Origin of the sequence: Vibrio sp. TH_r3 (assembly GCF_033101115.1) — a bacterium.
Lineage (GTDB): Bacteria > Pseudomonadota > Gammaproteobacteria > Enterobacterales > Vibrionaceae > Vibrio.
In genome coordinates, this window is record NZ_JAWMPW010000003.1 from 64,818 (window position 1) to 90,565 (window position 25,748).

General features: G+C 40.2%; 21 protein-coding genes. 7 read left to right on the forward strand and 14 right to left on the reverse strand.

What is annotated here, in order from left to right:
- Nucleotides 1–141: 141 nt before the first annotated feature.
- From R3X26_RS04350 to R3X26_RS04380, 7 genes are all read right to left on the reverse strand, one after another.
- Complete coding sequence (locus R3X26_RS04350; protein ID WP_317715989.1) at nucleotides 142–1,065, reverse strand: LysR family transcriptional regulator; 924 nt, start codon at nucleotides 1,063–1,065, stop codon at nucleotides 142–144.
- A 225-nt stretch (nucleotides 1,066–1,290) separates the two neighbouring features.
- Entirely contained in the window at nucleotides 1,291–2,103 is an 813-nt protein-coding gene (locus R3X26_RS04355) for an ABC transporter ATP-binding protein (protein WP_317715990.1), read from the reverse strand.
- Complete coding sequence (locus R3X26_RS04360) at nucleotides 2,100–2,978, reverse strand: ABC transporter ATP-binding protein (protein WP_317715991.1); 879 nt, start codon at nucleotides 2,976–2,978, stop codon at nucleotides 2,100–2,102. Before R3X26_RS04360 ends, R3X26_RS04355 begins: the two co-directional genes overlap by 4 nt.
- Entirely contained in the window at nucleotides 2,978–3,898 is a 921-nt protein-coding gene (locus tag R3X26_RS04365) for an ABC transporter permease (protein ID WP_317715992.1), read from the reverse strand. Before R3X26_RS04365 ends, R3X26_RS04360 begins: the two co-directional genes overlap by 1 nt.
- Before the next feature lie 54 nt (nucleotides 3,899–3,952).
- Nucleotides 3,953–5,023 carry an ABC transporter permease gene (locus tag R3X26_RS04370; RefSeq protein WP_317715993.1) on the reverse strand — a complete coding sequence of 357 codons (1,071 nt, stop codon included), beginning with the start codon at nucleotides 5,021–5,023 and terminating at the stop codon, nucleotides 3,953–3,955.
- Nucleotides 5,023–6,627 carry an ABC transporter substrate-binding protein gene (locus R3X26_RS04375; RefSeq protein ID WP_317715994.1) on the reverse strand — a complete coding sequence of 535 codons (1,605 nt, stop codon included), beginning with the start codon at nucleotides 6,625–6,627 and terminating at the stop codon, nucleotides 5,023–5,025. Before R3X26_RS04375 ends, R3X26_RS04370 begins: the two co-directional genes overlap by 1 nt.
- A gap of 207 nt (nucleotides 6,628–6,834) precedes the next feature.
- The gene (locus tag R3X26_RS04380) at nucleotides 6,835–7,809 is read right to left on the reverse strand and encodes a dipeptidase (protein ID WP_317715995.1); all 975 of its coding nucleotides are present in this window, start codon (nucleotides 7,807–7,809) and stop codon (nucleotides 6,835–6,837) included.
- Nucleotides 7,810–8,515: 706 nt separating this feature from the next.
- Here R3X26_RS04380 and R3X26_RS04385 point away from each other — a divergent pair.
- The 4 genes from R3X26_RS04385 to R3X26_RS04400 are packed head-to-tail and all read left to right on the forward strand — an operon-like array spanning nucleotide 8,516 to nucleotide 12,848.
- Nucleotides 8,516–9,637, forward strand: a complete 1,122-nt coding sequence (locus R3X26_RS04385; protein ID WP_317715996.1) for an ABC transporter ATP-binding protein — start codon at nucleotides 8,516–8,518, stop codon at nucleotides 9,635–9,637.
- Between the two features lie 34 nt (nucleotides 9,638–9,671).
- Nucleotides 9,672–10,724, forward strand: coding sequence for an ABC transporter substrate-binding protein (locus tag R3X26_RS04390; RefSeq protein WP_317715997.1), 1,053 nt, complete (start codon nucleotides 9,672–9,674; stop codon nucleotides 10,722–10,724).
- Between the two features lie 30 nt (nucleotides 10,725–10,754).
- The gene (locus tag R3X26_RS04395) at nucleotides 10,755–11,993 is read left to right on the forward strand and encodes an ABC transporter permease (RefSeq protein WP_317715998.1); all 1,239 of its coding nucleotides are present in this window, start codon (nucleotides 10,755–10,757) and stop codon (nucleotides 11,991–11,993) included.
- 3 nt (nucleotides 11,994–11,996) lie between these two features.
- Nucleotides 11,997–12,848 (forward strand): ABC transporter permease, encoded by an 852-nt coding sequence (locus R3X26_RS04400; RefSeq protein ID WP_411572390.1) that lies wholly within the window; start codon nucleotides 11,997–11,999, stop codon nucleotides 12,846–12,848.
- A 41-nt stretch (nucleotides 12,849–12,889) separates the two neighbouring features.
- Here R3X26_RS04400 and rpiB read toward each other — a convergent pair whose 3' ends face one another.
- Both rpiB and R3X26_RS04410 read right to left on the reverse strand, forming a co-directional pair.
- Nucleotides 12,890–13,399: a ribose 5-phosphate isomerase B gene (gene rpiB, locus R3X26_RS04405; protein ID WP_317715999.1), complete on the reverse strand. Its 510-nt coding sequence runs from the start codon at nucleotides 13,397–13,399 to the stop codon at nucleotides 12,890–12,892.
- Between the two features lie 59 nt (nucleotides 13,400–13,458).
- On the reverse strand, nucleotides 13,459–15,024 hold the full coding sequence (locus R3X26_RS04410; protein WP_317716000.1) for a sensor domain-containing diguanylate cyclase: 1,566 nt from the start codon (nucleotides 15,022–15,024) through the stop codon (nucleotides 13,459–13,461).
- 381 nt (nucleotides 15,025–15,405) lie between these two features.
- On the opposite strand from R3X26_RS04410, the gene R3X26_RS04415 reads away from it, so the two are divergent.
- A complete protein-coding gene (locus tag R3X26_RS04415) occupies nucleotides 15,406–17,286 on the forward strand; it encodes a methyl-accepting chemotaxis protein (protein ID WP_317716001.1) in 1,881 nt (626 codons plus the stop codon).
- A 48-nt stretch (nucleotides 17,287–17,334) separates the two neighbouring features.
- Here R3X26_RS04415 and R3X26_RS04420 read toward each other — a convergent pair whose 3' ends face one another.
- Both R3X26_RS04420 and R3X26_RS04425 read right to left on the reverse strand, forming a co-directional pair.
- Nucleotides 17,335–18,051, reverse strand: coding sequence for a 3'-5' exonuclease (locus tag R3X26_RS04420; RefSeq protein ID WP_317716002.1), 717 nt, complete (start codon nucleotides 18,049–18,051; stop codon nucleotides 17,335–17,337).
- A gap of 3 nt (nucleotides 18,052–18,054) precedes the next feature.
- Nucleotides 18,055–19,938 carry a DUF294 nucleotidyltransferase-like domain-containing protein gene (locus R3X26_RS04425; protein WP_317716201.1) on the reverse strand — a complete coding sequence of 628 codons (1,884 nt, stop codon included), beginning with the start codon at nucleotides 19,936–19,938 and terminating at the stop codon, nucleotides 18,055–18,057.
- A gap of 158 nt (nucleotides 19,939–20,096) precedes the next feature.
- Between R3X26_RS04425 and R3X26_RS04430 the strand changes: the two genes are divergently transcribed.
- Nucleotides 20,097–20,795: a haloacid dehalogenase type II gene (locus R3X26_RS04430; RefSeq protein ID WP_317716003.1), complete on the forward strand. Its 699-nt coding sequence runs from the start codon at nucleotides 20,097–20,099 to the stop codon at nucleotides 20,793–20,795.
- Nucleotides 20,796–20,933: 138 nt separating this feature from the next.
- Here the strand turns inward: R3X26_RS04430 and R3X26_RS04435 are convergent, their stop codons facing one another.
- A complete protein-coding gene (locus R3X26_RS04435) occupies nucleotides 20,934–22,448 on the reverse strand; it encodes an NAD-dependent succinate-semialdehyde dehydrogenase (RefSeq protein ID WP_317716004.1) in 1,515 nt (504 codons plus the stop codon).
- A 128-nt stretch (nucleotides 22,449–22,576) separates the two neighbouring features.
- The gene (locus R3X26_RS04440; protein WP_317716005.1) at nucleotides 22,577–23,284 is read right to left on the reverse strand and encodes a glutamine amidotransferase-related protein; all 708 of its coding nucleotides are present in this window, start codon (nucleotides 23,282–23,284) and stop codon (nucleotides 22,577–22,579) included.
- Between the two features lie 273 nt (nucleotides 23,285–23,557).
- Between R3X26_RS04440 and R3X26_RS04445 the strand changes: the two genes are divergently transcribed.
- Nucleotides 23,558–25,045 carry an aldehyde dehydrogenase gene (locus R3X26_RS04445; protein ID WP_317716006.1) on the forward strand — a complete coding sequence of 496 codons (1,488 nt, stop codon included), beginning with the start codon at nucleotides 23,558–23,560 and terminating at the stop codon, nucleotides 25,043–25,045.
- A 115-nt stretch (nucleotides 25,046–25,160) separates the two neighbouring features.
- Here R3X26_RS04445 and R3X26_RS04450 read toward each other — a convergent pair whose 3' ends face one another.
- The gene (locus tag R3X26_RS04450; RefSeq protein ID WP_317716007.1) at nucleotides 25,161–25,703 is read right to left on the reverse strand and encodes a cupin domain-containing protein; all 543 of its coding nucleotides are present in this window, start codon (nucleotides 25,701–25,703) and stop codon (nucleotides 25,161–25,163) included.
- Nucleotides 25,704–25,748: the final 45 nt, after the last annotated feature.

Below are 25,748 nucleotides of genomic sequence, written 5' to 3' on the forward strand. Positions count from 1 at the left end.
ATATTTATTAGTACACAGTGAAATCAAAACCGTAACACTAAAAATAACGCTTGTTACCGCTAATCTTGGCGGTGGTTGGTGAAAAAATTTTTTTAAAAATGAATTCATCTGTGTTGAACGATATGCGGTAAGTTTGGTTACTTAATCAGTTTTGTTATGCATAGAACGAGCCTGAGCGGGTAAAAATTCTTCTAGAAAATCGGTTAGCTTGGCTGCTGCAAAACTAGGCGCAACATTTTTCGCGCGGCTTATTTGCAGTTCTGTAGATATCACGGACTGTGGCTGAAATGGTCGAACGACCAGATCATGCGAGTCTATCTCACGGATAACCGACATTGCAGGTAAAATAAGTACGGCCGCTTGACGTAAAGCTAACTCTTTTTGTAACTCTAATGATGAGGTGGTAAAAGTGGGTTCTACAGGTTCTAACCCTGCTTCGCGTTGACGTTTCTCAAATGATCGCCGAATACCAAACGATTTATTTGGCATCGCGATTGGATATTGACGAATGTCGTCTAAGCTGATTTCGTCGTGCTTGGCCAATGGATGATCGACCGAAACCACGACTTCGTGGTAAACGGGAAATTTAAAGCGAATATCCATGAGTGGATCAGAAGATGAAAACATAGTTGCCGCGATATCAGTATTACCGTTGATAACGGCATTAACGGCTTCTTCTGCAGATGAAACGGTGACCTCAATAGAAACCGCAGGGTACAATTTATAAAATTCAGCCAGTGCAGGGGCTAAAATTGTATTAATGGCTGCACCGTTGATATGAATAGAAACACTGCCTCTTTTTAAACCTCTTAAATCATCGATCACCTGTTTGGCATTTTCTAAATCGCGAATGATGTTTTTAGAATGTACAGCGAGCGACTCACCTGCGGCCGTTAGCATAATACCTCGTGCACCTCTTATCAGTAGTGGTGCGCCAACATAATGCTCTAAGTTTTCAAGTTGGCGTATAACGGCAGTAGGCGACACTCCTAAATTCTCTGCGGCTTGTCGAATGGAGCGAGAATTAACCAGTTCATTAAAATAGGTGATGGCGTGTAACTTCATTGCTGCGTTCCTAATGTTATTTTTAGCGATCCCAGTTTATTTAATGACCACAGCTGTTTTTAAACCGGTTCGTCGTTGCTTTTAACTTATTCCGAATTTACCGTTATTTCACCTGCTTGACTTAAATTTAATCGCTTTTGTATCAAAATTAATCTGGGTTCTACAGCCACACTTCTATGGCCTAGCAGTCATAGTTTGGCCGTTTTACGTATGACGAGTCGCTGATTAATCGTGGTCGATAAACTGTTCTATAACTTCTCGGTCGTAGCCTTTAGAAGCAAGATTTAGCTGTATGGTATAAGGTTGTTTCGCGTGTGTTTCGCCATCTTGTTCGACTTGTAAGAGTTCGACTAGTTTTCCGTGCTGCATTACGGCAATTTGTTCACACATGTAAGAGACAACAGCTAAATCGTGGCTAACTAACAAGTAAGTTAACGATAATTCACTGCGTAGTTGCGACAGTAGATTTAAAATTTCGGCTTGTATTGATACATCCAGTGCAGAAGTCGGTTCATCTAACAGTAAAATCTCCGGTTCTAAAATTAGAGCGCGAGCAATAGCGACACGTTGACGTTGTCCACCTGATAGTTGATGCGGGTAACGAAACCTAAATTTGCTCGGCAAGGCCACTTGGTCCATAACGGTATTTATTCTGGCATCGGTATCTTTAAAACCATGAATAGCTAAAGGTTCGGCGAGTATTCTATCGATGGTATGTCGGGGATGAAGTGAGGCATAAGGATCTTGGAAAACCATCTGTACTTTTTTGTAAAAGGCTTTATCTCGTTGAGTGGCAAGCGGTTTTCCTTCAAGTAGCATTTGTCCAGCGCAAGGCTGATTTAATCCTGCTAGTGCTCGTAAAATAGTCGATTTACCGGATCCTGATTCGCCTACCAATCCAAAGGATTGTTGAGTGGGAACACGAAAAGAGACGTTATCTACCGCTTTAACTTGGTCGTCACCTGTACCAAAATGGATGGATAAATTGTCTATTTCTATTGCAGAGGTAAGTAGATTTTTTTGTGGTTTAATGCTCATACTAAGTTGCCCTGTGCATCTAACGAGCTGTTTAGCCAGTTATCTTTGCGTTGTAATGTTGCCAAAGGTTGTCCTTTAGTTGCGTTGCTCGGTAGGCAAGAGAGCAAACCTTTGGTGTAGGGATGTTGTGCTTGATCGAGTTTATCCGCTTGAATTTCTTCTACGATCCGTCCTGCGTACATCACCAAAATTCTATCGCAGAAACTTGCGACTAAAGGTAAATCGTGTGAAATCAAAATAAGCCCCATTCCGCGCTCTTTTACTAGATCGTCCATAATGGCAAGCACTTGTAATTGTACGGTTACATCTAGAGCCGATGTAGGTTCGTCTGCAATCAGAAGATCTGGACTGGATAGCAACATCATAGCAATCATGATACGTTGTCCCATACCACCTGAAATTTCATGTGGATAGGCGTTAAAAACGCGCATAGGGTTTCTTATTCGTACTGCTTCAAGCATGTCAATACAACGTGTAATGGCTTGTTTTTTAGATACCTTCATCTGTATTTGACAAGCTTCGATCATCTGCTTGCCTATTGTCATTACCGGATTAAGTGAATATTTTGGATCTTGCATGACCATTGAGATGCGCTTGCCACGAATTTGACGATAATCGCGCAACGACAGGCTTTGCAGATCAACACCATCAAAAACTAATTTACTGGCGCTAACTTGGCCTGAACTTAAGCCTAAAATGGCTCTTCCGGTTTGTGATTTTCCCGAACCTGATTCACCAACGATGGCTATTTTTTCGTGTCCCATCCTGAAAGAGATATCTCGAACCGCTTTGACCGGACCATGAACAGACGGAAATTGTACATTTAGATTTTCAATTTCAAGTAATTTATCGCTCGAACGTTTGCTATCGTCCATTAGTGCTGCCCTCCTGATTTTGGATCTAACACATCTCTTAAGCCGTCGCCGAGTAAATTAAAGCCGAAAGCGACAATAAAGATGACTAATCCAGGGAAAGTAGCCAGCCACCAGTAATTTAAAATGTAATCGCGACCTTCTGCTATCATCGCACCCCATTCTGGAGTGGGCGGTTGAGCGCCTAAGCCCAAGAAACCGAGCCCTGCCGCCGTTAATATAATACCTGCCATATCTAACGTGACTCGCACAACTAATGAGGACAGGCATAACGGCATAATGTGGCCTGAAATTAATCGCCAGTGACTGGCTCCTTGTAGTCGAGCGGCGGCTAAGAAATCGGAATTTCTTATAGTAAGGGTTTCAGCTCTAGCAAGACGTGCGTAAGCTGGCCAAGAGGTGATTGCGATAGCGAAGATCGCCGATTCAAGCCCTCTGCCAAGTGCTGCAGCCAATGCAAGCGCTAAAACTAATTTCGGGAATGCGAGAAAAACATCGGTAATACGCATTAATACAACATCAACCCAGCCACCGAAATAGCCGGAAACTGTACCAATAACAAAGCCTAAAATTGGCGCGGTGAAAATAACAATACCAACAATGAGTAACGTTATTCTGCTACCAATGATTATACGACTGAATACGTCGTTTGCTTGGCCGTCGGTGCCAAACCAATGTTCGGCTGAAGGCGGTTGAAAACGTTGTGCTTTTAGTGCGTCACCGGTCAAGCCACTGGTGATGCCTTCTGGTGCGATATAGGGAGCAAATATCGCCATTGCAATTAAGGATAATACAATGACAAAACCTATCATGGCTAAGGGATTACGAAAAAATCGAAGCCATCCTAAATAGCCACGGCCCATTGCAGCTTGTATTCTAGAATCTGGGTTTTCGGCTAACAGCCAACCTTTTAACTCAGTCATTATAGCGAACCTTATAAGTACTTCTATTAAGAAATACTCAAAAAATATGTGTTGTTATCTGGCTCTTGGGTCAAAAATTTTATAGAGCAGATCAGAGGTTAAATTTAAAAGTATAAAGACCAATCCGACCACAATTGTGCCACCTAAAACCGCGTTCATATCTGCGGCCAATAAGCCGTCAGTGATATAGCGACCTAGTCCTGGCCATGAAAATACAATTTCTGTTAGCACCGATCCTTCTAATAAGGTGGCGTAAGTCAATGCAATAACTGTTATTAATGGAACGAGTGCATTGCCTAATGCATGCCGCCAGATTATGGCTGTCTCAGATACACCTTTTACTCGCGCAGTCGTAATATATTCTTGTTGGAGTTGGTCTAGCATAAAGGAGCGAGTCATTCTGCTTAGATAAGCGACGCTGTAATAAGAAAGGAGCGAAGCGGGCAGTATAATGTGAGAAAATGCGTCTTTGAATGCATCCCAGTCGCCGGCAATCATGGTATCAATTAACACCATATTGGTGACTTTAGGTAAAGTGTATTCATACATCACCCCAAGTCGTCCCTCTGGTGCTGCTACCCAATCTAAATGTTGATAAAACACGACAATACCCAACATTGCCAACCAAAATATTGGCGCACTATGACCAACTAAACCTAAAAACCGGACTAGGTTATCTGGCCATTTATTTTGTTTAACTGCGGCGATTACCCCCATGGGAATGCCGAATAAAATACCAAAAAAAGTGGCCAATGTTGCCAGTTCTAAAGTGGCAGGGAAGTAATTGAGTATATCATCTGTTACTAAGTTAGCGGTGCGTACCGATGTACCAAGATCACCACTCACTACTCCTTTTAAATAGTAGATAAACTGCACCACTATTGGCTTGTCTAAGCCCATTTCGGTATACGTTTTTTGGTACAGTGCTTCGGGCGCTTTGTCTCCAATAACGGCAATAACCGGATCGGTTGGCATTAACCGACCAATAACAAAGGTAAGTAACAGTAAGCCCAAAAAGGTCAACGCCAGCATGCTAAAGAAATGCACAAAGGGTTTGGCTTTTTTGGCATAAAAAGAAGAAAAAAAGACGGCCGCCAAACCGTCTTTAGCTTTGGATGTCTTCATTATTTTTTCACAACATCTTTATATGAATTACTATCAAACGATGGCCCTAGAACGTAACCGTCAATATTGGCACGAACGCCAGCCACTTCTTGCTCTTGCATTATGAAAGCAAAAGGTGCGCTTTGTTGGTGCTCTTTTTGAATAGCTAGGTACATTTCAGCACGTTTGTCTGCGTCGGATTCAACCAGAGCGGCTAAGGTATCTTTAGTCATCTGCTCTGGTGCATAAGCATTACGCCATGCCACCGGTTTTGACTTCGCGTCATCGCTATTATCTAGGTTTTTAGCAAAGGTATCGGCGTTAGTATGCGGGTCTTGATAATCTGGTCCCCATGCACCAAAGAATAACTGGTGTTTACGTGCACGATACACGGTCAATACTTGTTTTCCATCCATAGGAACTAAGTTAACTTTAATCCCTGCTTTAGCAAATGTTGTTTGAATAGATTTAGCTGTATCAATACGAATGGTATTGTTTCGTACAATTAACTCTACTTCAAAACCGTCTGGATAACCTGCATCTGCTAGTAGTTGTTTGGCTTTGTCTATGTCAAGTGAGAATGGTTGATCTTCTAGAGCTCCAAGGAAACCTTTTGGAAGGAAAGCTTGTTGAACTTGACCACGACCTGCCCAAACAGTGTCTTCTAATCCTTTGTAATCGATTAAATATTTAAGAGCCTGTTGAACTTGAGGTTTAGCTAAAATTGGATCTTTTAAGTTCATTGATAGGTAATAAAGCGTTCCTTTACCTTTCTTCAGTAACTTAACGTCTTCACTGTTGCTCACGCTTTTCAATTGCTCTGTCTCTAAGTTACGAGCAATATCAAGATCACCTTTTTCAAGCAGTAATTGCTGTACTGATGATTCTGCGATATGACGGATAAATACATTGTTGACTGCTGGTGCTCCGTCCCAGTAATCTTTGTTAGCACTTAGTACCACGATTTCTGATGGTTTCCACTGCTCTATTTTAAAAGGACCAGAACCGGCATAATTGGTGCGTAACCAAGCGAAGCCCATATCTCCATCAACTTCATGCTTCATTACTTCCGCTTTATCTACGATAGAAGCAATGGTGGCAGAAAGACAATATAAAACGAAGGTAGGTGCATACGCTTTATCCGTTTCTAAGGTTAATGTTTCTGCATCGACTACTTTAATTTTATCTTTGACGTTGGCTTCGGTTAAGCCAAATTGGCTTAGAATGAACGCGGGTGTTTTGTTTAAGATGATGGCACGTTGTAGTGAGAAGGCCGCATCTTCAGCTGTCATTTCATTGCCGGAGGCAAATTTTATTCCTTTGCGCATTTTAAAGGTAAACAGTTTTCCATCTTCACTAACCGTCCAACTTTCGGCAGCAACACCGAATATTTTAGACACATCATCCGGATCATAGCCGATCAAACGGTCATAACTATTACCGACAATTTCTGCACCGGAAAATTCGAATACTTCCGCGGTGTCTAGGGTGATAATGTCGTCAAATTGCCAACCAACCACCAATGAATCTTTAGGTGTCGCTGCGAATACGGTCGATGTTGCGAGTGCTAACATCAAGCTGGCAGTACCGGCCATGCGACGTGCTTTGTTTAAAAATAATTTCATACTATCTCCGAAAATATAAATTCCATGTAATTTTCTAGCGCTATTTACGCTGAAAGATCTGTATCTACTTATTTGCTTATCTATCTATTTATTTACTCAACATATATTTATCTACTCATAATATTTCTACATCCTGATGAAATGTCTGAGTATTCAAACCGTCACTCATGTTTAATCGAGTAGGCTTGATAAGTTATTTGAGTGTTATTACCTCCAAATCTGTTGTGCTAAATTGCGCATATTGTTGCCAAAAATCGCCTCTATATGCGCTTGTTTATAACCCATTGCTGTGAGTAATTGCGTCATTTCTAAAAATCGTTCAGGCGGTGCATATAGTAAGTTTAAAAAACCGTCACTAGCGTTATCATAACCATATTCTGGTGGCCACCAATGACTAACATCTAACCCTTCTGGGCCTTTATCTAAATGGCTATCATAGACAAAATCTAATCCTAAGCCGACATGCTCATAGCCTAAAAGTTGTACTAGATAATCTATCGCTTCAACCATACTTTGTGCGCTGGCTTGCGGACAATTAAGGAACCGAGAGACACCGTTAATACATACTACGCCACCGGTAGTGGCACAGGCTTTTAGTTGGTCGTCATAGTAGTTACGGTTGTGATCTTTCAGAGCCCTAGGGTTACCGTGGCTAATGATTACTGGTTTAGATGAGTATTCAAAAATGTCCATACTCGTTCGATAACCAGTATGAGAGACATCCATAAACATTTTATTGGCGTTGATGGCATCGACAATGGCTCGGCCTTTTTGGGTTAATCCTGTATCTGTATCGTGGCAGCCACCAGCCAGAGAATTGCTGCGGTTATAAGCAAGGTGTACTTGCTTGACGCCGAGTTCGGCAAATAGGGCGACCATTGCAGGACTCTCGCATAAAGGGATCCCTCCTTCTAAATCAAAAGATACCGCTAGTTTTCCTTCTCGTTGCGCTCGTTCAACGTCTGAAAAATCATTGACTTGGACTAAAAAATCCAGTTCATCTATGCGTTTTCTAAAACCTGCGATGATCTGGATAATCTCGGATAATGGATTAAAGTCCATGCCGACGTTAATAGAAATATAGTAGGCACCACAATCGATATGACGTTGCAGTGAAGCTAAATTGTATTCTGCAAAGAGAGGCACACATGTATGTGCATCCCAAACTGGCGTCCTTGTCAAAGCGTTCTCCTAGTACAAACTTAAGATGTTGTGAATAAAGACAATTCACTGTATTCATTTGAGGCAGCTTGTCTAGCTAGCTAAAACCGTGCCGCTATTAACCATAGATTAAAAAATACTATAAAACAATGAGTTAATTTGAAGTTCTTGTCATTTATAAAGAGTGGCGTATGGTTTACTGTGTGTTATAAATGTGCTCTGCACGAAAAAAGTGCTTTGAATACAATGATTTTTAATTCGTGTGATAATTTTAATTTTGGCTAATAAGTGTACGATTTTGTGAAGTGTATCGGCAATACTGTGTGTTTCTCCGTAGCCGTTTAAAGATGGTTGCTAACGATTAGTTAGCACGATAAATAATCGTTAGCAGCAGTATAGTTATCGACAAATGTGCGGCACTTAGATGTGTTTTTGCACATTAATTGTGCGTTCGCACCATCTCGATTTGAAAAACACAATTTATCAAGATATTTCCTTGAAACCGTACTAGTTTATTATTCTATTATTTTTCTTTTTAATAGTTAGTTAGGCTAAATAATAAACTTATTTAGTGTTTGTATGAATAATTTTCTTGGTTTTAAATCATATAAATCTAACTGGCATTGAACTTGCGATTGCTTTACTTATAAACAGGATGTTATGTGTTGGATGTTGCCTGTATTGAAAAGAGAAACATCAATGCAAAAGGTGGTTCAAAGAGGGATACATGAACAAATTAGATGACGAAAAGTACGTACAGTTTGTCAAAGTTAAAAAAAGTTATGATCTACATAACCTTGTAGTAAAAGAATTTAACTTGAACATTCGCAAAGGAGAGTTTGTTACTCTTCTCGGCCCTTCTGGTTCAGGAAAAACAACGTGTTTAATGATGTTGGCTGGATTTGAAGATGTGACTAGTGGTGAAATATTAGTTAATGGTGAGCCGATAACTAATGTCGCGCCTTATGATAGAAACATTGGCATGGTGTTTCAGCACTACGCTCTTTTCCCTCACATGACAGTTGAAGAAAACCTTGCTTATCCTCTTAAAGTGCGAAAAATTCCTGCTGCTGAAATTGAGTCTCGTGTTGCGGAATCACTCGCTTTAGTTGAACTCGAAATGTTTGGTAAACGTTATCCGGGGCAATTGTCCGGTGGACAGCGTCAGCGTGTTGCGTTGGCTCGCTCACTAATTTTCGAACCTTCAATTGTGTTAATGGATGAACCTCTTGGTGCGCTGGATAAAAATCTGCGTGAACAGATGCAATTCGAAATTAAACGCCTGCACGAAAAAATTGGTTTTACTGCTATTTACGTAACACATGATCAAACCGAAGCATTAACTATGTCTGATCGCATCGCTGTGTTCGATGACGGTGTCGTTCAACAATGCGCCAGTCCAGACGAGCTATATGAGAAACCTGCTAACGCTTTTGTCGCCGATTTTATCGGTGAAAATAATCACTTACCCGCCATCGTGACTGGTTTAGACGGTGAGTACGCAGAGCTTCAACTTGGTGATGGTAGTATTTCTAGTGCGGAAAATGCAATAAACAGTGTAAGGGCGCTGGCGATAGATCCTCCAGAAATAGGAGAAGCTTGTATTTTGACCGTTCGCCCAGAAAACTTGTTTATTGGCGATCATGCACAAGCCAATGCCAATAGTATTGAGGCGAGTTTTATTACTCAACTCTACGTTGGCGATTTTATTCGTTATTTTTTCTTATTGAGTGACAAAACAGAAGTTATGTTGAAAGTGCTCAATGATCATCAAGCTCCACGTTTTAAACCTGGCGAAGTAGCTAGGCTAACCTGGTCAATAGACGACGGGTTAGCGCTAAAACCTTAACCAAACCAACTTAATGGACTAAGAAGGAATTACTATGATTAGAACAACGACCATTGCCATGTTGCTCGCGAGTGCACTGAGTGCAAATGCAGTTGCCGAACAGTTGACGGCGGTATCTTTTGGTGGCTCATATGGAGCTGCTCAACAAAAATATATGATTGATCCTTTTGTTGAAGAAACTGGCCATAAAATTTTATTTGAAGATTATTCTGGTGGTATTGCTGAACTAAAAGCTCAGGTTGAAAGTGGCAATGTACTTTGGGATGTAATCGACGTTGAAGTAATCGATTTGGAGCGTGCCTGTTCTGAAGGATTATTAGAACCATTCCCTATGGATACATTACCAGATGGAGCTGACGGCACTCCGGCAATGGACGATTTTAATAAGGAAGCGTTAGCTAACGAATGTGGCGTGGGTAATATTGTCTGGACAGTTTTATTCGCTTACAACAGCGCGACAATTAAAGGTGGGGAGCCTACCAGTGTAATGGATTTATTTGACACTGAAAAATTCCCTGGTAAACGAGCACTTCGTAAACGTCCACAAGTAAATATGGAATGGGCTTTGATTGCAGACGGCGTACCAAAAGAGGAAGTGTATGAGGTACTAGAAACGGATGAAGGCCAGCAACGTGCACTAGATAAATTGGCTTCAATAAAAGATGACATCGTTTGGTTTGATTCATGGTCACAAGCTCCTCAATTGTTAAACGATGGCGGGGCAGTGATGGTTCAATCTGCCAACGGCCGTATTTTTAATGCAATTCAAGCGGAAGAGAAACCATTTGAAATGGTTTGGGATGCTCATTTATACGATTTAGATGTTTGGGCGGTTGTAAAAGGAACAAAACATAAAGCTCTAGCTGAAGAGTTTATCCGTTTTGCAACTGGTTCAAAACCGTTATCAGGTATGCCCGATATCGCATACGGCCCAACACGTCAATCGTCGTATGAGTATGTGGATAAAGATCTAATTCCTAAGTTACCGTCTTCACACTTGGATGAAGGTTTAAAAGCGTCAGGTATTTTCTGGGCTGATTATGGTGAGTCTCTAGGTGAGAAATTTAATGAATGGTTGTTGAAATAAGCCAGTAGTTAATTGAAAAAGGAGTTATGAATGTCAGCACAACTTAATTCGCAAGAGAAAGCGCATTTTCAGAAACAACTGAAACGAAAGAAACTCAAGTTGTTAGCATTTACGTTACCACTTTTGTGTTTTGTCCTGTTGGCATTTATCGCTCCGATTGCCACCATGTTATATCGCAGTGTTTATCATCCTACGGTTGCACAATTGATTCCGCAGACTTTAACTGCAATGAAAAATTGGGATTCACAACAAGGTGATTTACCACCGGGCTCGACGATTGCGATTTTCAGTCAAGAGCTACAAACATTAGCTAATGAACGCCGCTCTGGTAAATTAGCTGAAGAGTTGAACAGGGCAGTACCGGGTTCATCTAGCTTGATTAAATCGTCTTCTCGTAAGTTAAGAAGGATTCCGGTAGAAGAGTTAGCCAATGGCAATGGTGAACAACTGCTTGCTATGCATAAAAAGTGGCATAATCCAGATTTATGGATTTCGATGGATCAGTTTGGTGGAGCTTGGACAGATAGATTTTATCTCACTGCACTGGATTTAGAGCGAGATATTGCCGGTAATATAGAGGCGCGGGATACGCAAATTTACCTGAAATTGTACTGGCGTAGTCTGCGTATTGCGTTAACTATTACTTTATTTACCGCTATTCTTGCATTCCCACTTTCCTATTTTCTGGCTCAGGCTAGTTCAAAAAAAGCCAATACTTTAATTGTTTTTGTATTATTACCGTTTTGGACTTCTTTGCTAGTGCGAACCACATCTTGGATTGCATTATTACAGACCAACGGTGTAGTCAATTCCACCTTGCAGTTTTTCGGTATAATTAATGACCCGTTGGAACTGCTTTACACCGAATTGGCTACGGTGGTATCCATGACCCACATTCTTTTGCCGTTCATGATTTTGCCACTCTACAGCGTAATGAAAAATATTGATCCGAGTTATTTTAAAGCGGCACTATCTCTGGGCGCTAAGCCATTTCCCGCGTTTTATAAAATATATTTCCCAATGACATTCCCTGGTTTAAGTGCTGGTGCGCTATTGGTGTTTATTATTTCTATTGGCTACTACATTACTCCAGCACTGGTAGGGGGGACTGATGGTCAAATGATCAGTAATATCATCGCGTTCCATATGCAATCATCTAATAACTGGGAATTAGCTGCAGCGTTAGGCAGTTTATTATTGGTATTGATTGTGCTGCTTTATTGGATTTACGACCGCAGTGTCGGCGTTAAAAATATTAAATTGGGGTAAATTATGTCACGTTTTCCAAGCTATTATTCACCAATGCAAAAACTGGGTTCGCTGAGCCTCTCGTTTGGCGCTTATTTAGTGTTGGCATTTTTGATGTTGCCAATATTAGTTATCATTCCGCTATCATTTAATTCGGAACCGTTTTTCTCTTTTACTGAAGGAATGTTAGCACTTGATCCTGATGCTTATTCAACTAAGTGGTACCAACAGATTTGGCAGGATGAAAAATGGGTCTTAGCAATAAAAAATAGCTTTCTTATTGGGATCGCTTCAACCATTGTAGCGACGGTATTAGGTACGCTTGCCGCGATTGGCATGAGTAATTCAGATATGCCTTTCCAACGCGCAATAATGGCATTGCTTTTGTCACCTATGATCGTACCTTTGATTATCACCGCAGCTGGCATGTTTTTTTTCTACACACAACTTAATTTAGCTGGGACTTATCTTGGGGTAATTATAGCGCATGCCGCTTTAGGTACACCGTTTGTTATTATAACTGTTAATGCGGCGTTAGCCGGTTTTGACCATTCTTTGGTGAATGCGTCATTAGGTATGGGAGCAAAACCAGGTTACACGTTTTTTAAAGTGATCATGCCTTTGATTCGTCCTGGTGTGATTTCTGGTGGGTTATTTGCGTTTGTGACATCGTTTGATGAAGTTGTCGTCGTTCTTTTCCTTGCAGGACCGGAGCAACGTACTATTCCACGCCAAATGTTTTCTGGCTTACGTGAACAAATTAACCCAACTATTTTAGCTGTTGCGACGCTCTTGGTGGTGTTATCTATGTTACTTTTATTAACCATTGAATACTTACGGGCTCGCTCTGAAAGTATTCGCTTGGGAGAAAAGTAGCGCTTTGATTTATGGATATCGGGTTGGTTCGTTGAGGCTGTCTACTTAGGCGTGAACCTATTAGCAGATTCGGTCTGACTAGTATGGGCTGCTTGTTTAGATTGACTTTGCTGCGTTTCAATCTCACTGATTAGGTTTAGCCGATAGTTACGCACTTCGTTGTCTTCAAACTTTGCATCAAGCCATATGGTGACCAGTTCGATAGCCAATGTTTCACTTGTGGTTAGTGCGCCAAGGGCAAGAACATTAGTATTATTATGTTGCTTTGCCTGTTTGACAGTATAAGGATCGGTTCCAATGGCTGCTCGAATTCCATTCACTTTATTGGCACATATCGACATACCTACACCAGTCCCACAAATCAAAATACCTAATTCCGCGTCATTTTGATTGATCAAGTTAGTTACTTTAGTTGCATATAAAGCAGAATGCGTGCGAGTTTTATCGTTAGTACCAACATTAATAATATCATGGCCAAGTGATTCTAAATGAGAAACAATATGAGTTTTTAATGCGAGCCCTGAATGGTCATTACCGACGGCGATTATCATACGGTTTCCCCTCTTAAATGTAACAGTTAGTATTTTGTTAACAGTTAACGATCTTTGAATTAATTGACTTGCACTTGGTTTCGGCCATTTCTTTTCGCTTGATATAGAGCTTCATCCGCTTTTTTTATGACATCTTCAATTTTCACGGGTTGTCCTGGCCAATGCGATAAACCAGCAGAAACAGTGATATGACCAACTGTAGGAAATGTGTGTTGCTCTATTTTGTTTCTCAATCGTTCAGCGATATTAGTAGCGACTTCCAGGTTAGTATTTGCTAAAAATAATAAAAACTCTTCACCGCCATATCGACATACGACATCTTCTTGTCTTGCTTCTTCTTGCATCGCATATGAAATTGCTTTAATAAGTTCATCGCCTGCATCATGGCCAAAAGTGTCATTAACTTGTTTGAAGTAATCGACATCTACTTCTAGTACCGAAAATGGTACATCGTATAAAGTTAATGATTTCATTGCCTGATCTAGGCCTCTTCTATTCAATAAGCCCGTCATTGAGTCGGTGTGGCTATCGTTATGAAGTTGATTAATAGTGGTAGACATAATACTGAAGGCTTTGACTAAAGTACTTTTAAGGTGAGCAACCTCAAAATACCAGGGATTAATGTGATTCAGATCGTTTTTAGTATTGCCTTGTTGTTCAAAGCTTTTAACTGCACTAGCAAGTTGCCAAAGTGGTTTAGAAATGAAAATAGCGGATACCCATATAAAAATAAAGGTAACCAGTACCACTGGTATCAGTTCTTTAATGACATTTAAAATTTGTTGGTTAAGTTCTGCGAGTGTGACTAATCTATCTCGTTGAACAATTACTCCCCAACCAGAACTAGATACAGGAGAAAAACCTGCAAGCATATGTGTACCAGAAGAGTCGACCAGTTCCAACGCACCAGCTGTTCCTGTATCAACCGTATTTACAGCTTGGTTAACTTCAACTGTTTGCCCTATTTTATCGACGTCCGGGTGATAAATAATCGTTTTGTTTCGATCGACCACATAAAGGTATGTACCATCTGCATAACTGTGTTTGCCTAGAATAGTCGATAAAATATTTTTTTGTTCTAAATAAATAGTCCCCGCGACATATCCTAAATAAGTCCCTGTTGGCGAAAAAATAGGGTGTGAAATACTGATTAGGTAATTACCAGCAATAGAGATGAATGGGTTAGTTACAAGTGGTTTTTTTTCGGTCAATGACTGCAGAGCATTGTCTGATGAAACCTGTATCCCTTTGATTTGGATAGTTTCTGGTGAGACTGAAATAATTTTACCCAGTGCGTTGACGACAACAACAGAGTTGAAGGTTTGCGTTTGCTGACGCAGGCGATTGGTTTCTTGTTGCAGGTAGAATTCATCATTCATTCTTGAGGAGAGCGTGCTAGAAGCGTATTTCAATTGTGATTGAGCGGATGCAATAAAGGTGTCGGTCATTTGAGCCATTTTTTCTGAATATACTTTATTGGATTCTAACGTGTTCTCTACGATTAAATCACCTTCAACTTTATAGATAGAGTACAAAGCATTAAGTAGGGTAATTACAACGCTAGCGATTGCTAACAAAAGAATAAGCTTACGTAAATTAAGTCTTATTTTAAGGTGTTGAAACATAAATAGGGAAAACCTTGTGATCATTTACTTATTTACAATTTGTATGTGAACGTTGCATCTTATACTCAATTTCTATCAATGTATAATTCAATCAATTGATAAGTAGTACTATGACAATTGATACATTGTTAGTAAATATATTAATTAAAGCTATATTTATCTAACGTCTATTGGTAATCTTTATCTTTACTAAGCTATTGAAAAAATGAAATTTAAGTTAGTTTTTTTAACTTAAAGTAGCTTTGCAGTGAGATATACATTGTATAACGAATAATATAAATAAACAGTCTGTAGGTTTGAAAATTGGGACATAATTGCCAGAATTTGTCTTAGTTGACCTAAAATATTAGTTGCATATGAAAGATCGAGAAAACAGCCATTATGAAAAAATTCAGGTTACAAGTCATTATAGCGATCAGTGCCATCGTCATAGCAACAATTTTGACGATTGCTTCATTAGATTTTTTTGCATTTAAATCTGAAAGTGTTCAATTGAACAAGCAATTATTGCGTGAGAAAAATATTGCGTTAAAAGAAAGGCTTATTGAAAAGTTTGATAATTATCAGTTAATGTTGTCTTCGGTGAATACTCAAAATGATGAGCTAGAAGATGGGATGTTGCCTATGGATGTGCGCTTGCAATTGCAAGCTTTAGACAATATTTTTCACGGTGGGAGCAATGGGGTCTACTTAGTTAAAAAGGATGGCTCTCTTTTTAGCAAGACGGGAGAAAAATTAGATATTAATGTAAAAAAACTTCAGCGTGATTATTACCAAGCAGTATTTGAAGATAACAAACAATTCTATGTTTCAGCGCCTTACATTGCAGCCATCAATGGTAAAATCGTAATGGGGATTGTGTATAAGTTAAATCAAGACACAGCAGTGCTTGCTAGTATGCATTTGGAAACGGTTTTGGGGAGCATTGCCAATAGAAGTGATATGTTTTTATATTCTGCTGATGGCACTATCATGCTTGCGCCTTATCCTGATCTGTTAGGAAAAAATGTGTATGCTGAACGACCTTTTTTCAAACAATTTACTCCTGAAATGCCAGAATTATCTTATACCGCGAACATAAATGGGGAAGAAGTTGATTTCACCGCATTTTGGGGTAATTTGGAAATAAATGGTTGGGGGTATGTTGCTTATGTTGCAGACGACATTATTGCACAAGGAGCAAGTAAGCAAATAGTTTCTTCGTTACTAGTCGGTATCATTTGTCTAGTTTTGGCGGTGATTATCTTACTTACCATTCTTAATAAATTAGTAATAAAACCAGTAGGCGGAGCACCAAACGAAATCGCTGCACTTATGGAAAAAATGGCAAAAGGCGACTTGAAACAAAATTTACAACGTAGTGAGCAAGATTCTGGTATTTATTTTTCTTTGGTTAATTTGTCTGACCAGTTATCTACTTTAATAAAAGACTCACATAATATTTCAACAAATGTATCTTCTGCTTCTCAGGAACTTAATGCTGTCATGACCGAGACATTGCAAAACGTTGTACATGAACAAGCACAAATAGAACAAATCTCCACGGCAATTAATGAACTGTCAACTACATCAATGGAAGTAAGTAATAAAGCGATGTTGGCGGAAGAGCAAACCAGAAAAAGTCACAACAATGTAGAAAATGGTAAACAAACGTTAGAACAAAACATTGCACTCACTCATAACATAAATGAGTCGGTGACGAGCACGGCGAAGATTGTTGAAGAATTAAAAGAGTTTGCTGAAGAAATTGGTACGGTAACAGAAGTGATAGATAGCATCTCAGAGCAGACTAATTTGCTTGCTTTGAATGCGGCGATAGAAGCTGCACGAGCAGGTGAAGCAGGACGTGGTTTTGCAGTGGTTGCTGACGAAGTACGTAACTTAGCGTCTAAAACACAACAATCAACAGTTAATATTCAAGAAATAATTAGTAAATTGCAAAGCCAATCAGAAAAAGCCAATACCAATATGGTGCAGAATGTCGAGCTAATTGAAGTGTCTGTCATGTTGGCGGATAAGATAAAGGCGTCGTTTGAAGATATTTCTATGGCGGTAGAATCGATTTCAGAAATCAATGAACTGGTGGCAACGGCGTCGACCCAACAGCACAGCGTTACTGAGGATGTATCAAGAAATACTACTCAAGTATTCGATTTAGTGCAGCAAAATGTGTCAGCGGTCAATCAAACCTTACAAGCATCAGTAGAGTTAGCTCAGCTTGCTCATACTCAAGAAGAGCAGTTGACCTATTTTAAGGTTTAAGAGGTAGCATAAAAGCCATGGTTAAAAGCTAACAATAAGCCGTGGTTTTTATAGCCATATTTTGCTAATCGCTGTTTCAGGGTGAAAATGAGTGAGAATTTGTGCTTGCAACAGTTCTGCTGTTGCAATTGCATCGGTTAATGCATCGTGAGGTTGATAGCTTGGCAGGTTATAACGTGCTCGGCTATTCGCCAGACGAATAGAAATGGCTTGTTTTTTTCTGAACCAGTTAGAAAACGTGTTTGATCTTTTTTGTACAATATTTGCTTCTAGTTGCATGGTATCCACGATCGGAAAAATAATGCCTTCATTAATTAACCCTCGTAGGGCCGCATCAATAAAGTCGCGTTCAATCCGACGATAATGTACCACTACTACTTTGCCCGCTAGTTGAGCTAACAACTGTTCTAATATACGTAATAAATCTGGCGCGCCTTTTAAATCAGAATGCGTAATACCATGAATGATTATCGAATCTTCTTGTAGTTTATCTTCAGGTGTAACCAGCCAGTGTTTGGCTTTGCTACATGTAATACGCTCAATAGTAAAGGGGACTAAGCCAATACTAATGATGCTGTTTTGTTCAGCATCTAACCCTGTGGTTTCAAAATCTAAAGCAACAAATTCAATATCTTTTAGCATAGTGTGCTCAGGATAAGTACTGGCGTTGTAAAAATTCGTTAGTCGGCTATCTTTACTTTCTTGTGCTTGGATTTCTAAAAATGCTTTCCAATTTAAAATTTGGTGGTTATTGAAGGGATGCATAGATTACCTCTTCATACTGTTTGCATTGTAACGATATTTCAAGAAATTCTGAGCACTGCTTAACACCAAAAATGCGTCTTTTAAGTTGCGTCGTTCGAAGTCAGACATATTCTCTGGTTCTATGTTGTTATCGGGCTCTTGATTCGCTTCAATGTCCAAGGCTTGATGATGAATGCGAACGAGAGAGATAAATTCCATTGCATGTTGTAGATCTTTTCCTTTGGATGGAGGTAAGATGCCCGCTTCTATAATATCTTCTAGACGGTCAAATGAGTTTTGCGACTGGGATCCAATTGCGAGCGCATGGACACGGATAAGATCACCTAGCGGTGCCGTTCCTCTGCGTTTTAAATTAATTGAGTTGTTATGACGACCATCTTTTTCCATCACAAAGTTCTTAAAGAAACCAAGAGGTGGAGTTCTATTTAAGGCGTTTCTAGCAAGGCAAGCGAGAAAGTGATTGTTCTTTTTCGCTTTTCTCAAAATGAATGCGTTTAATTGCTCTGCCCACTTTTTCCGTCCGTAAACGCCATTCAAATCAAAGAAAATAGAGCAATTGAGTAGTGTTTGTGGGCTTGGATTATCGATCCAATCGGCAAAACAGTCTTCCCATTGTTGGTGAGTTTTGCGGTATTCTGGATTGGTGGCCATAATATTACCTGTACAATAACTGTAGCCGCAGGCATCTAAACCATCGCAAACAAAAGTGGCTAAATCTTCAAAGTACTTGCCATGCAATGATGGCTGGTATTGGTTATCCAGTATAATGGCGTTATCTTGATCGGTAACGATTAGTTGTTCATCTCGTGCCATGGAACCTAATGCTAAGAAACAGTACGGGATAGGTGGCGGACCTAATTTTTCTTCGGCTAATTCTAGCAAACGTTGTTTGAAGCTTCGTCCTATTTCGGACATCGCTCTCCCGACCATATGCGAATTGGCGTCTTCATTGATCATGCGAACAAAACAATCTTTCAATTGGCCAGAAAGTAACACTAAATCGTCGATACTATTTTGCTGGAAAATACTGCTCACAAATAATAAGCTGTTTTGAGATTCATAACGAATAATATCAGTGACTTCAATTAAACCGATCGGCTGTTTATTTTTTAAGATTGGTAGATGATGGACGTTATAACGAAGCATCAACAGCATAGCTTCGAAAATATAGGCATTATGATCAAGAGAGATAAGTTCGGTGGACATAATATCTGACACTGGAGTATCAACGCTTAAGCCTTGAGTGATTACTTTAGCGCATAAGTCTCGTTCAGTGATAATGCCAACAAAACTATCACCACCTTCATCGGTAAGATTAGGATCATTGATTAATGCCGCAGAGACGTTATTTTCTGTCATTAATTTTGCAACGTTTTGCACCGATGTGGTGTCGGCCAACATCAACGCGTCACCGGTTAATAAGGTTTTTACTTTCGAGGTTGTGAGCGAATTGGGGTTATCATTGTTATCTTCCACCGCTTGTTGTAAGCGAATACTGCCTTCTACTTCAACGAAATCAGCAAAGGTATCATAGCGTTCACAGAAATCTTCGAAGATGCTTTCAGGGATACAATATAAAAGAGTATCTTTAATCGACTTAGCTGGAAAACGGACTTTTTTATTGGTGAGCAGCCCCATTTGACCGAACAAGCCACCTTGATCAAGACGGTTATATAGTTCACCTGTACGGCGAAATATTTCAACTACGCCACTGCGAATCATATAAAGGGAGTGTATCTTATCGCCGAACTCGATGATCATGCTATCCGCTCTGAAATAGGAAATTTCGACGCTATTTGAAACTTCGATCAATGCTTCTTCAGGCAACTGATCAAAAGGTGGGTATTGGCTGATGAAGTTGCGAATTTCCAGTAGCTCGACTTCCATAATTGACTCGATATTGGCGATAGATAGGTTGGCAATAGTATAAGTCATCTGGGGGAGAGTTGCAGCTAGGTGGTGTGTTAGATAGTAGTAAAAAATAGCCATGCCAAAGATTAATTTTTGTTAGTATGGCGAATAATTTTGTCAACAGGTGAACTTTTATGAGTAATAAATCAGTAGTTAATGAGATAGAGGCAAATCAAACAATATTGTTTGATATTAATGAAACCGTGTTGAACCTTGATAGTCTCAAGGCAAAATTTAAAATGGCCTTTGGTGACGAGCAGGTAACGGCAACATGGTTTTCAATGTTACTGCACTCTTCTACAGTTTGTATTTTGACTAAAGTTGATACTGATTTTGCCACCTTAGCAAAGATCAACTTACAGATTATTGCTTCACGCCGTGGAGTGACGTTATCACAACAGATGAGCCTGGATATATTGAATGGTTTTGCTAGTCTCAGCGCACACGATGATATGGTTGGCGCATTAAAGACTCTGCGTAATGCGGGTGTGAAAACAGTGGCCTTTTCTAATTCGTCTTTAGCTTTAATCACGGCACAAATTACTAACGCAGGCTTAAGCGAGTATTTTGATGATATTGTGTCAGTAGAACAAACGGGTAGTTTTAAACCCGATCCTAACGTTTATAAGTTTGTTGCCAATAAGCTTAACCAGCCTGTACAACAATTGCGATTAGTGGCAACTCATGATTGGGATACCCATGGTGCTTTGTCTGTGGGCATGAAGGCGGCGTATATTAATCGATTAAACTCACTTTATAATCCACTCTATTTACAACCCGATATTGTCGCTAATACCATGGATGAAATTGTGGCGGAGATTTTGCGCACCTAAACAAAGTAATTGACATGCGTACAAGCGGATAAGCGTTCGGGTTAAGCATGTAGGTAAACCTCTTACATTTATCATCCGAACGCGTTTGAATATTTATTTAACTTTTTGATCTTTATGTTTATTTGTCTTTTTGGTTCCCTATTTATCTAAACCGCCCAGACATAAATATTTAATTTCTAGATAATCATCTAAGCCGTATTTTGACCCTTCGCGCCCGCTACCCGACTGTTTTACACCACCAAATGGTGCGGCGGCGTTAGAAATAATGCCTTCATTAATGCCAACGATGCCAAATTCTAACTTTTCAGCCACCCGCCAAATCAAGCCAATATCTCGAGCGTAAAAATAAGCCGCGAGGCCATATTCAGTGTCATTGGCCATTGCGATGACATCTTCTTCATTATCAAAAGCAATAATAGGCGAAACAGGGCCAAATATCTCATTGCTTGCGATTGGCATATCGTTAGTTACGTTGGTTAAAATCGTCGGTTGATAAAAAGTATCACCAATTTGACTGCGTTTACCACCTAGAACCAAGTTAGCGCCGGCAGAAATTGAATCCTTAACTAAGGTGTCAACATTATCTACCGCTTGTGTTGAGATCATTGGACCGATATTAACGCCGTCGGTTAAGCCATTGCCCATGGTTAATTCTTCAACCGCTGCGGTGAATTTTTTAGTGAACGTTTCGATGACATCTTTTTGTACAAATAAACGATTGCTGCACACGCAAGTTTGGCCGGCATTGCGGTATTTTGATATTACTGCGCCTTGTACCGCAGCATCGATATCAGCGTCGTTAAAGACAATAAAGGGCGCGTTGCCACCCAGTTCCATTGACACTTTTTTCACCGAAGTCGCGCATTGGCTGATGAGCGTTTTGCCTACCGCGGTGGAGCCTGTAAAAGTAAATTTAGCAATATCGGGATGTTGAGTTAATACTTTACCAATACCTTGTGCATCTTCGCCAATGACAACGTTAAATACTCCCGCAGGAATACCCGCACGTTCAGCTAGTTCTGCCATTGCCAATGCAGACAGTGGGGTTTGTGTGGCAGGACGAACCACAAAAGTACACCCTGCAGCTAATGCGGCCGCGGCTTTTCTTGTGATCATTGCATTAGGGAAATTCCATGGCGTAATCGATCCAACTACACCAACAGGTTGTTTGATTACGATAATGCGTTTGTCACCAGATGGCGCCGGAATAGTATCGCCATAAATGCGTTTGCCTTCTTCAGCAAACCAATCCAAAAATGCCGCACCGTAAGCGATTTCACCTTTTGCCTCCGCTAGAGGTTTCCCTTGTTCCAAGGTTAAAATACGTCCGAGGTCGTCCTGATGCTGCATTACTAAATTAAACCAGTTTCTCATTAACTTAGCACGTTCATTGGCAGACTTAGAAGACCACATCTTTAGAGCTGCCTTGGCTGAGGTAACCGCCAGTTCTGCATCTGCTACACTGGCATCATCAACTTGAGCAATTATGTCGCCAGTGGCGGGATTCGAGATCGAAATTTTTGCGTCATTAGTTTGCCAATGACCATTTATATAAGAACAGTGTTTAACGAGTGTTGTATCTTGTAAACCTACTGATTTATCTAGAAAATCGATTGACTCAACTGGCAAATTTGTTGGTTTAATCCTGTCCATCCTTAACCTCTATTGATTTGTTTCTAACCTTGATAATTCTCTAATGGCGTAGAATAATTGATTGAATACAAAGTATACTCATTATCCTGCAAGCTGCCTTTTTTGATTTAGTTAACTTTTTACTCGAGTTAATTTTTTGATTGGATGAAGAATTCGGCAAACCATTTCATAACTACGCTTGAATCTGGTTCAGTTTGTAAGCTAAGTTTGGCTTTTTCATATAGTTCGTCAGAAATCAGGTCTCTTTTCTTGTCTAATAATTTTTGTTCAAATTCCACCGAAAATTCAGGGTGTCCTTGTACTGTTAAAATATGTTGCCCTTTACTGAACATATAATACGGGCAGAAGTCACTTGAAGAAATAAGCTGAGTAGACGGGGGAAGCTCGGTGACTTGATCTTGATGGCTAACCAGCAGGTTTAGTTGAGTTTTGTTCGGAGTCATCCATGTTGGATGTTGATGAACTTGGTTCTCACTGACTCCAAGTCCCCAACCTTTGTTTGATTTTTCGACTTTACCACCAAGGGCGATACTAATCACTTGGTGACCGAAGCAAATTCCAACTAAAGGTTTACGTATTTGGTCGCAGTACTTAATCCACTCAATTAAATTATGTACCCAAGGTTGATCGGAATAAGCGTCGTGGGTACTGCCGGTTATAATATAGCCTTGGCAGTCATCATTTTGTTTGGGCAAATTTTGTTGGAAGGCATCATATTGTTGATATTCGAACTGACCATGAGGCGAAAGGGTCGCCATTATCATATCTGCAAACTCGCCAAATTGTTGTGACAAAACGGGGTCAAGCTTGTCGCAAACTATTATACCTATTTTCATTTATAAACCTCATCCATGAAGTTGAAATCAATTAATTTTTTGAATGACAAATACCATTGTGATTCAATATACTTTACATTAGTATGGAATTTAAGCTAAAACATACATTAAATGCAACTTATAATTAACAGTTGCTAACAGTAAAGCGGCTAAGGTAGGACTCCTAAGCTAAATATCTCTACTCGTGTACCTAAAAGCTTGGTATTGAAACGATTATGTACAACGCTTTGAGCCACGAATTGATGGGTATAAATCAACATTTAAAGGGAATTTATGAGTAATCAAATATGGCTAGAACGTGCAAAGCAGTTGTCATTTTCGACTAAAGCATTGATAAATGGTGAGCTAACTGACGCAATAAGTAAAGAGACATTTGCTTGTATTAATCCTGCTGATGGTCAATTACTGGCAAATGTAGCTCGTTGTGATCAGCAAGATGTCGACATTGCAGTAGCGGTTGCCAAACGTGTTTTCGATAGCGGAGTTTGGTCTGGACTCGAACCTTCGGCGAGAAAGGCTATTTTATTGAAATTTGCTCAACTTATTGATGACAACGTCGAAAAATTAGCTTTGTTAGACTCGCTAGATGCAGGTAAGCCAATTAACGATACTTTGGGTTATGATGCTCCAGCAACCGCTCGTTGTATTGCATGGAACGCAGAAGCCATTGATAAAATATATGATGAAGTCGCTCCTACAACGTCAGATGCGTTGGCATTGGTAACACGTGAGCCCCTGGGTGTTGTCGCAGCTATTGTGCCATGGAATTTTCCATCGGTAATGGCATCGTGGAAGATCGGTCCAGCACTTGCAGCGGGTAACTCGATTATTGTTAAACCGTCTGAAAAAAGTCCATTGTCAGCTATTTTTCTAGCAGAATTAGCGTTGCAAGCTGGTATACCTTCTGGGGTATTTCAAGTGTTACCGGGATTTGGTGGCGAAGCGGGTCAAGCGCTGGCTCTACATGCTGATGTGGATTGCATTACCTTTACTGGATCGACAGCCGTCGGCAAAAAATTGCTGACATTTGCAGGCGAATCCAACTTAAAACGCACCTTTATGGAGTGCGGTGGAAAAAGCCCGCATATCATTTGTGCTGATGTGAAAGATCTTGATAAAGCGGTCGCAACTGCTTTAAGCGCAATTTGTTATAACCAAGGTGAAGTGTGTACGGCAGGTTCTCGCCTTCTGGTTGAACGAAGTATTTATCAATCAGTGGTAGAAAAACTCGCGCAAGGGGTAAAAAACTGGCAGCCAAGTCATCCGTTAAGCACGGATACTTCGATGGGGGCGATTATTGATAGTCAGCAAATGGAACGCGTGCTTGGTTATATAGAAATCGGTAAAAATGAAGGGGCGAAGCTATTATGTGGCGGTTCTCGCGTTTTATCGGAAACTGGCGGATATTACATTCAGCCAACGATATTTACTGATGTCAGTGCAAGTATGACGATTGCAAAAGAAGAGATATTTGGTCCTGTGTTATCGGTTTTAGTCTTTGATTCGCTTGAAGAGGCAATTTCGATTGCCAATGATAGCGAATATGGTTTAGCCGCGGGGATTTGGACTAACGATATTTCTAAAGCCATTCGTGGTTCTAGGGCTTTAAAAGCGGGCACTGTGTTTGTTAATAACTGGGACGGTGGAGATATGACTATGCCGTTTGGTGGTTTTAAACAAAGCGGTAATGGTCGTGATAAATCATTACATGCAATCGAGAAATACACAGAATTGAAATCAACATGGATTGAACTTGATTAATGACAATGAGTTTTATGTAGTGAGCCGCTCGAATAAAGTCGAGCGGTTTTTGGGACTGTGATTTTGGTTTGTTGCGATTGGCCTTGGTTTGGTGCGATGGCTAACTTAGTTAATATTAGAACGTGGCAGGCGTTGCGGCACTAATTAGTTCGCATTCGACCTTACCTTTATTTCTGAAGCGATGCGGTTGTCGAGTTTCAAAATAATAAGAATCACCAGGCTTAAGAATTTGGGATTGATTACCAACAATAACCTCTATTTCTCCCCTTAAAACGATACCGCCTTCTTCTCCTTCATGTTGCATGAAGTCTGTACCTGTATCGGCACCAGGTGGATAAATTTCGCGTAGAATAGCCAATTTCTTATCACTTCTTTTACCGCCGACAAGCAGCATACTTATGACATTATCGCCGATATCCACTAGCTCTTCCGCTGAGTAGAATATCTTGTCTTCAGCTTCTATATTGATGGTGAAAAACTCGCCCATGGAGATTGGGATCGCGTCCAAGATTTTCTTGAGAGAGCCAACCGAAGGGTTGACCTGATTTTTTTCGATTTGAGATATCATCGCATTGGTAACACCACTGAGTTTCGCAAGCTCTCGTTGTGAAATGCCTTTTATAGTACGAATTGTTTTCAGTTGTTTGCCTATGTCCATTCCAATTTCCCAAGTTTGTAATAGTGCTACTCTGGTTAAATTATA